This window comes from Niallia sp. FSL W8-0951 (assembly GCF_038006525.1).
GTDB lineage: Bacteria > Bacillota > Bacilli > Bacillales > Cytobacillaceae > Niallia > Niallia circulans.
Genome location: NZ_JBBOVK010000003.1, coordinates 426,019 through 434,111, shown reverse-complemented (window position 1 = coordinate 434,111; position 8,093 = coordinate 426,019). Strand labels below are relative to the sequence as shown.

The following is an 8,093-nucleotide window of genomic DNA, read 5'->3' as shown; positions in this document are numbered from 1 at the left end:
ACTATCAAAAGCAACTTTTATATCATATCAACCTTTGCTAAATAAGTCAATTACTTTTTTAATATAATTTTTCATTTCACTATCAATTCAAAAGAATCAACAGCATTCGCAAGGCTGTTTATATATAATATCAACTTTTAATAGTTTAGTCAATAATAAATATAAATAATACTAAAAAATAAAAACCATCTGCTATTTTAACATCTCTCTTAACAACATCTTCGAATATTATTATTCCAAAAGAATATAACTTAAAATAAGTGATTTTTTCTAACACATCATATCTCACGTAAAAAACTTCATTATAATATAGAAAAAACTCGATCAAGAGACCGAGTTTTTTCTATATATTCTATTACTTAGTAATGGTTATTACATCTTCCTCTTTAAATTCCACATTACCACGTTTATTAATTTGTACAGCTTCACCCTCAGCTAAGTTCGTAAACACAACTGGAGTAATTGTTGCTGTTGCATTTTCTTTAATATAGTCAAGGTTTACTTTCAACAGAGGCTGTCCTTGTTTCACTTGATCATTTTCAGACACAAGTGTTTCAAAGCCTTCCCCTTTTAATTTAACTGTATCAATACCAAAATGAATTAAAATTTCACGACCGTTGTCGGCTAAAATTCCAAGAGCATGCTTCGTTGGGAATAAGTTAACGATTTTTCCATCAACAGGAGAAACAACCGTTCCTTCAGAAGGAATAATCGCAAAGCCATCTCCCATCATTTTGCCTGCAAATACCGCATCTGGTACCTCTGTAATAGGAACCAATTCTCCTTTAATAGGAGCAACAAATGAATCTTCACTTGTTATATTACTTTGCATGGCACTTGGATTTACCTCTTCAATTTGCTCTTGTACTTCTTTATCCATAGATGGTTGTGCAGCAGGACGTGGTCTTTTCCCACTCATAATATCTCTCATCTGACCTTTAATCGTTTCTGAACGAGGACCAAAGATAGCTTGAATATTATTCCCTACTTCAAGCACTCCAGCAGCACCGAGTTTTTTCAAACGATCTTTATCAACAGACTTAATATCATTAACAGATACACGAAGACGAGTGATACACGCATCTAAATGGGCAATATTGTTTTGTCCACCCATTGCTTCTAACACATCGTACGGAAGATCGCTAGTTGCTCCTGTTGAACTACTGTCACTTTCTTCTGTCTCGTCTTCTCTACCAGGTGTTTTAAGATTGAACTTACGAATCGCAAAACGGAAACCAAAATAGTAAATAACCGCGAACACTAAACCTACTGGAATAATAATCCATGCATTTGTTTGCGGATTAATTAAACCGAATAACACATAATCGATTAAACCACCAGAGAATGTCATTCCTACTTTTACATTTAATAAATGCATTGTCATAAAGGATAAACCCGCAAAAACAGCATGAATCCCAAACAATATTGGCGCTACAAACAAGAATGAGAATTCCAGTGGTTCTGTAATACCAGTTAAGAAAGAAGTTAACGCTGCAGATCCCATTAATCCACCAACAATTGCCTTTTTCTCTGGGCGCGCTTCATGATAAATCGCAAGAGCTGCTGCAGGTAACCCGAACATCATAAATGGGAATTTACCAACCATAAATGTACCTGCTGTTAAATTTTGAACTCCATCTTTAATTTGGCTCATAAAGATAGCTTGGTCACCTTTTACAATTGTTCCTGCTTTCGTAGTATAACTACCAAATTCGAACCAGAAAGGAGAATAGAAGATATGGTGTAAACCAAATGGAATTAATGATCTTTCAATTAAACCAAAAATAAATGCTGATAAAGTTAAATTAGCACCTAACATGTTTTCAGAGAAAACATTTAATCCATGTTGTATTGGCGGCCAAATAACAATCATGATTAAGCCTAAAATAACAGCACTTGCAGCTGTCGCAATTGGAACAAATCGTTTTCCAGCAAAGAATCCTAAATAGGATGGTAACTCAATTTCAAAGAAACGATTATACATCGAGGCAGCAACAATACCAACAATAATACCACCAAACACACCGGTTTGAAGAGTAGGTATCCCTAAAACAGCTGCATATTCTGTACTGCCTTCTAAGTCCTTCGCATCAATGCCTAGAACAGTACCCATTGTAACATTCATAATAAGGAATCCAATAATAGCTGCTAAACCAGCAACCCCCTCACCGCCAGCTAAACCAACGGCAACTCCGACAGCAAATAGTAAGGAAAGGTTACCAAATATAATGTTCCCTGCATCCTCCATTACAGATGCAACCATCTCCACACCACTATTATTTAAAAACGGTGCAATATCTAGTAGTGTTGGGTTTTGCAGTGCATTACCAAATGCAAGCAAGATACCGGCAGCCGGAAGAATAGCTACTGGGAGCATAAGTGCTTTACCGACTTTCTGTAAAACACCAAAAATCTTTTTAAACATTTCATAATCCTCCTAAGTTATTTTTCGGCTCAAAAAGCTTTCCCAATCAAGAGTAAAAAAACAAAAAAGGCATGAGTAAAGAGAGATTGAAAAAAACCTTCAAGGGTAGGTTACCCTAAAACATTTAACTCAACCATCTTTTTCACTCATGCCTGATCGAATCAGTAACACGTTGATAAGATAATACCTATTTAATTTTTTTCTGAAGTCTTTGTAAATGCATTGTCAGATATACCGCTTCTGCGTCAAAGACTGGCCTTTTAAGTACTTGTTGCATTACTTTTATGAGCTTCCACGCAAGATTATAGCATAGGGGATACTCATTCTTCAATAGCAATGTTATTTTTTCTGGTTCTTCTACTTTTTCTCCTGTATTGACCCGTTCAATCGCAAAACGCAAATGTCTAACAAGGCGCATATAATCGATGCTATCTTTATCAATTTTCGTTTCTAGTTGATCTTCTATTAAATTCACTAGATGTGTGACTAACTGTGAATGCCGATTAACTTCTGATAAATTTTTGTTCATCATGGCACTATGAATATGCAAAGCGATGAAACCGATTTCACCCACTGGTAATTGAAGCCCTGTTTGTTCTCCTATTAATTTTACAACCTCTTCAGCTATTGAATACTCAAACGGGTACAACGCCTTTGTTTCAATCAAAAATGGATTATTTAATACTAGTCCGTTCGAAACTCTCGAGGAAGCGAACATAATATGATCTGTTAACGCTATATGAATATGCTCGTTCAACTTTGCATTTGTCTTGTTTTTAATCAATTCAATAGATGATACTATTACATCTAATAAATCATTATCTACTTGAGGAAGAAGCTTTAAATAATTGCTCTGCTCCTTTTCATCCTTTAAGACAAATAACTTTTCCACAACACTAATATCAATATAATCTCCGCTTTTCTGATTAAAGCCTATACCTTTTCCTATAAGCACTACTTCTCCATAGGTCGGATGATCTCCAATGAGCACATTATTATTCAGCGCTTTCTTTATTAGTAAATTAGGCATACTTATTTCCCCACTTCGACAGACATCTCGGTAACTCAATGTTATTAAAGTCTTTATAGTAAGTCAACGAAAAAATGAGAAAAAGGATACCCAAAAAGGGATATCCTCTTCCTACTAAGAAAATATACTTTCTCAAACTCATAAAATCTTACACTATTTTTATTTCTAAATCCCTTTCTGCTATTGCAAGAAGACAAAATACAATGCAAAGATAACAAAGAATACGTACATAATTGGATTAATTTCTTTGATACGACCTTTAACAATCATTACGATTGGATAGAAAATAAATCCTACTGCTATACCTGTCGCAATACTGTATGTTAAAGGCATCGCAACAATAGTAAGGAAGGCCGGCACAGCCACTTCAAACTTTGTCCAATCAATTTTACCAAGGGACGAAACCATCAAAATACCTACTACTACTAAAGCTGGTGTTGTAACTGCTGATGTGACTACTTCCAATAGTGGGAAGAAGAACAAGGATAGTAAGAAGAATCCGGCTGTCACTACTGCCGCAAACCCAGTACGAGCACCAGCCGCTACACCTGCTGAAGACTCTATAAAAGAGGTTGTGGTAGATGTACCGAATATAGAACCTACCATAGAAGCAATGGAATCTGCGAATAATGCTTTTCCTGCTCTTGGTAATTTATTCTCTTTCATAAGTCCTGCTTGATTAGCAACCGCAACTAATGTGCCCGCATTATCAAAGAAGTCTACAAATAAAAATGTTAAAACGACCACTAACATGCTCTGTGTATAAAATCCTGGATCACCAAGCGCAGAGAATAATGCTCCAAATGTCGGTTCAATGCTTGGCACAGCAGATACCACAGCAGAAGGAGTATTAATTACACCGAAAATCATGCCGACTACTGCTGTAATGATCATTCCATAGAATACACCGCCATGAATCCCTCTAACCATAAGAATAATAGTAATGAAAATACCAAATATCGCTAGCAATGTACTTGGGTTAGTTAAATCACCAATATGGACAAGTGTCGCTGAGTTATCAACAATAATTTTAGAATTTTGCAATCCGATAAACGTTATAAATAGCCCTATACCTGCGCCAACCGCAAGCTTTAATTCTACTGGAATAGCATTAATTAATTTCTCACGAAGTCCAGAGATTGTTAACAATAAGAAAAATACACTTGAAATAAATACTGCCGCTAACGCATATTCCCATGGATGTCCCTGTGTTAAAACAACGGTATAAGCAAAATATGCATTTAACCCTAATCCTGGCGCTAATGAAATAGGATAGTTAGCGAAAATACCCATAATTAGAGAACCTACAGCAGCAGCAAGAGCTGTTGCAACAAACACTGCTCCATAGTCCATACGCAGCGCATCAGGAAGATCAGCTACATCCCCTAATGATAATGTAAATGGATTTACCGCTAAAATATAAGCCATCGCAAGGAATGTAGTGAAACCACCTAAAAATTCTTTGCGGTAATTTGTGCCTAGTTCTTCAAATTTGAAAAACTTCTTCATTGATCTTTCCCCTCTCATAATGCTTTAATTATCTACTAAAACAAAAAAACACTCCTACGATTAAGGAGCGTTGACTAAGGGTTTGTGTTATATAGGAAGGGCAAATTACTTAATAAAATAAAAATGATTTCATTACGATTCCCTATATACACTTACCTCGTAGTCAAGCTATTTACGGTAGCTCGGTAGAAACTTTCGGGCCGTATTCCCCGATATTATACGAGTAAAATCTTTTTCAGTTGTAAATCCAGTTTATCAGCTTGACGAATACTCGTCAATACAAAAAGCGAACAATTATAATTAAAAATTAATAATCGTTCGCTTTCTAACAAATATTTATTTATTTATACTTGCATGGGCAACAGCTAAGCGAGCAGCAGGAATACGATATGGTGAACAAGAAACATAGTCGATACCAATATTTCGGAAGAAAGCTATCGATTTAGGATCTCCGCCAACCTCTCCACAAATACCAATCATCAAGTTTTCTTTAGTCTGTCGTGCTTTCGTTACTGCTAATTTAATTAATTCCCCTACTCCATTTTGATCGAGAGTTTGAAAAGGATCATTCACCATAACATTCTTCTCTTTGTATGAATGAATAAATTTCCCAATATCATCTCTAGAAAAACCATATGTCATTTGTGTAAGATCATTTGTACCGAAACTAAAAAAATCGGCTTCTTGAGCAAGTTGATCAGCTATTATACAGGCACGTGGTAATTCAATCATTGTTCCGATTTCATACGGAAAAGGCTCCATTTGATGATTAACAAAGATACTTTCAATTGTTTCTATTAAAAATGCCTTCACATAGGCCAGTTCTTCTTTTTCTGCCACAAGAGGAATCATAATTTCAGGAAAGACAGTATATCCTTCTTTTGTTAACTGGATTGCGCTATGGAAGATAGCCTTTACTTGCATTTGATAAATTTGTGGTTCTGTTATTCCTAGACGACAGCCACGATGGCCTAACATTGGATTCGTTTCTTGCAGCCTCTTAATTTGCTCTTCAACAATCGATGGATGTTTATTTAACTTTACCGCTAACTGCTTCATTTCATTTAGGTCACTAGGCAGAAATTCATGCATAGGCGGATCTAGTAAGCGAATGACCATTCGTTTATCTTCAACAACTTGAAACATCTGGTAAAAATCTTCTTGTTGGAAGGCCAGCAATTTGTCTAATGCTTCTCTGATTTCTTCTTTATTCTCCGCTAATATCAAACGACGCATTTCCAGCACTCGTTCTTCACCAAAGAACATATGCTCCGTTCTCGCTAAACCTATACCAGATGCTCCAAACTCGATAGCCGTTGTTAAATCTTGAACTGTCTCAGCATTCGCGCGTACTTGTAAATCAGCATATTCATCAGCCCAAGAAAGAAGAAGCTCTAAATTCTGGTCGTTTTCCGCTACAACAGTAGGGACTTCGCCCAAGTACAATTTACCAGCAGTACCATCTACAGAGAGAAGGTCACCTTCCGTCAGAATCCTTTCTCCACAAGTGATTGTTTTCAATTCTTCATTGACAGTTAATGCTTCACATCCTGTTATACAGCAAGTTCCCATTCCTCGGGCAACAACTGCTGCATGCGAAGTCATTCCTCCTCGACTTGTAACGATAGCCTCGCTGACAATCATACCCTCAATATCTTCGGGTGAAGTTTCTTGTCGCACAAGAATTACTTTCTGGCCAAGTGCATGACATTCTTTAGCTTTTTCCGAAGTAAAAACAATGGCGCCGGTAGCTGCGCCAGGACTGGCCGGTAAACCTTCTGCCAGTAATTCGACGTTTTGAATAGCCTGCGGATCAAAAATAGGATGGATTAGCTGATCAATCGTTCCAGGTGAAATACGTAATAAGGCTTCACTCTTTGTAATTAATCCTTCCTTAACTAAATCCAACGCAATTCGCAGTGTCGCTTTAGCCGTCCGCTTTCCGTTTCTTGTCTGCAGAATAAATAATTTCCCATTTTCAATCGTGAATTCAATATCTTGCATATCTTTATAATGCTGTTCTAGTATATTGGCATATCTTTTAAAATCTGCATATGCTTCCGGAAGGACTTGCTGTAATGCTTCGATAGATTCTGGTGTACGGATACCCGCTACCACATCTTCCCCTTGAGCATTTAGCAGAAATTCACCAAACAATTTATTTTCGCCAGTGGCAGGATTCCTTGTAAACACAACACCTGTACCGCTTTCATTTCCACTATTCCCAAAAACCATTGATTGAATATTTACTGCCGTTCCTAAATGATGAGGAATTTCATGTAATTCGCGATAAACCTTTGCTCGATGATTATTCCATGATTTAAAAACAGCTTTAGCAGCTTCCAATAATTGATCTATTGGATTTTGTGGAAAGACCCTCTCGTTTTCTATATATAGCTCTTTAAAGGACTCAATTACTTGCAAATGTTCCTTTCCTTGAAAATCTGCAGCTGTTTTGCTAAAGTGTTTTTCCATTTTTTGGAGTCGTATATTAAATTTATCCTTATGTATGCCATATACTACTTCACCAAACATTTGCAATAATCTTCGATAACAATCAAATGCAAAATCCATACTAGTTAATCGAGCTAAAGATTGAACTCGTAGATCATTTAATCCTAAGTTAAGAATCGTATCCATCATACCTGGCATGGAAAAAGCTGCGCCACTTCTTACAGAAACTAATAAAATATTTTCATCACCTGTAAAAGACTTTTTCGTCTCTGCCTCTAATTTTATAACCGCTTCCAAAACATCCTTTTTTAACCAATCTTCAAAAAAGGATGGTTCTTCTAGATACTTCATACAGCTTTCCGTTGTAATCGTAAACCCTGCTGGCACTGGTAAACCTAAACGAGTCATTTCAGCTAAATTTGCCCCTTTGCCGCCTAATAATCCTTTGTCTTTACTACTGCCTTCCTCGAAAAAATAAATCAACTTTGCCATCGTCTACCTCCATATTTCAAATATGTATCACATTAACTTTATTTACACTTTAATATGACACATATATAGTTGTCAATACGAAAAATAACACACATATTAAAGTTGAATAATTAAATTATCGATGTATAATAGATGCATAATGATGATAATCCTATTATCTAATTAAACTATCTATTTTTTGGG

The 8,093-nt window shown here is 36.1% G+C and carries 4 protein-coding genes and 1 riboswitch; all 4 genes read right to left on the bottom strand.

Translation table 11 applies throughout. The features are described 5' to 3' along the window. Positions 1-355: 355 nt before the first annotated feature. Positions 356-2,425 (bottom strand): glucose-specific PTS transporter subunit IIBC, encoded by a 2,070-nt coding sequence (ptsG, locus tag NSS71_RS24435; RefSeq protein WP_336045093.1) that lies wholly within the window; start codon positions 2,423-2,425, stop codon positions 356-358. Between the two features lie 187 nt (positions 2,426-2,612). After that, on the bottom strand, positions 2,613-3,455 hold the full coding sequence (glcT, locus tag NSS71_RS24430) for a glucose PTS transporter transcription antiterminator GlcT (protein WP_047943389.1): 843 nt from the start codon (positions 3,453-3,455) through the stop codon (positions 2,613-2,615). Positions 3,456-3,635: 180 nt separating this feature from the next. Next, on the bottom strand, positions 3,636-4,964 hold the full coding sequence (locus NSS71_RS24425; RefSeq protein ID WP_061801243.1) for an NCS2 family permease: 1,329 nt from the start codon (positions 4,962-4,964) through the stop codon (positions 3,636-3,638). 140 nt (positions 4,965-5,104) lie between these two features. Further along, positions 5,105-5,207: riboswitch (purine riboswitch) on the bottom strand. A gap of 93 nt (positions 5,208-5,300) precedes the next feature. Beyond that, positions 5,301-7,910: a pyruvate, phosphate dikinase gene (ppdK, locus tag NSS71_RS24420; RefSeq protein WP_341152119.1), complete on the bottom strand. Its 2,610-nt coding sequence runs from the start codon at positions 7,908-7,910 to the stop codon at positions 5,301-5,303. Positions 7,911-8,093 lie beyond the last annotated feature (183 nt).

Bases quoted from the DNA above. Each gene is read 5' to 3' on its own strand.
- glcT (WP_047943389.1), bottom strand. From the start codon at position 3,455: ATGCCTAATTTACTAATAAAGAAAGCGCTGAATAATAATGTGCTCATT.
- NSS71_RS24425 (WP_061801243.1), bottom strand. From the start codon at position 4,964: ATGAAGAAGTTTTTCAAATTTGAAGAACTAGGCACAAATTACCGCAAA.
- ptsG (WP_336045093.1), bottom strand. From the start codon at position 2,425: ATGTTTAAAAAGATTTTTGGTGTTTTACAGAAAGTCGGTAAAGCACTT.
- ppdK (WP_341152119.1), bottom strand. From the start codon at position 7,910: ATGGCAAAGTTGATTTATTTTTTCGAGGAAGGCAGTAGTAAAGACAAA.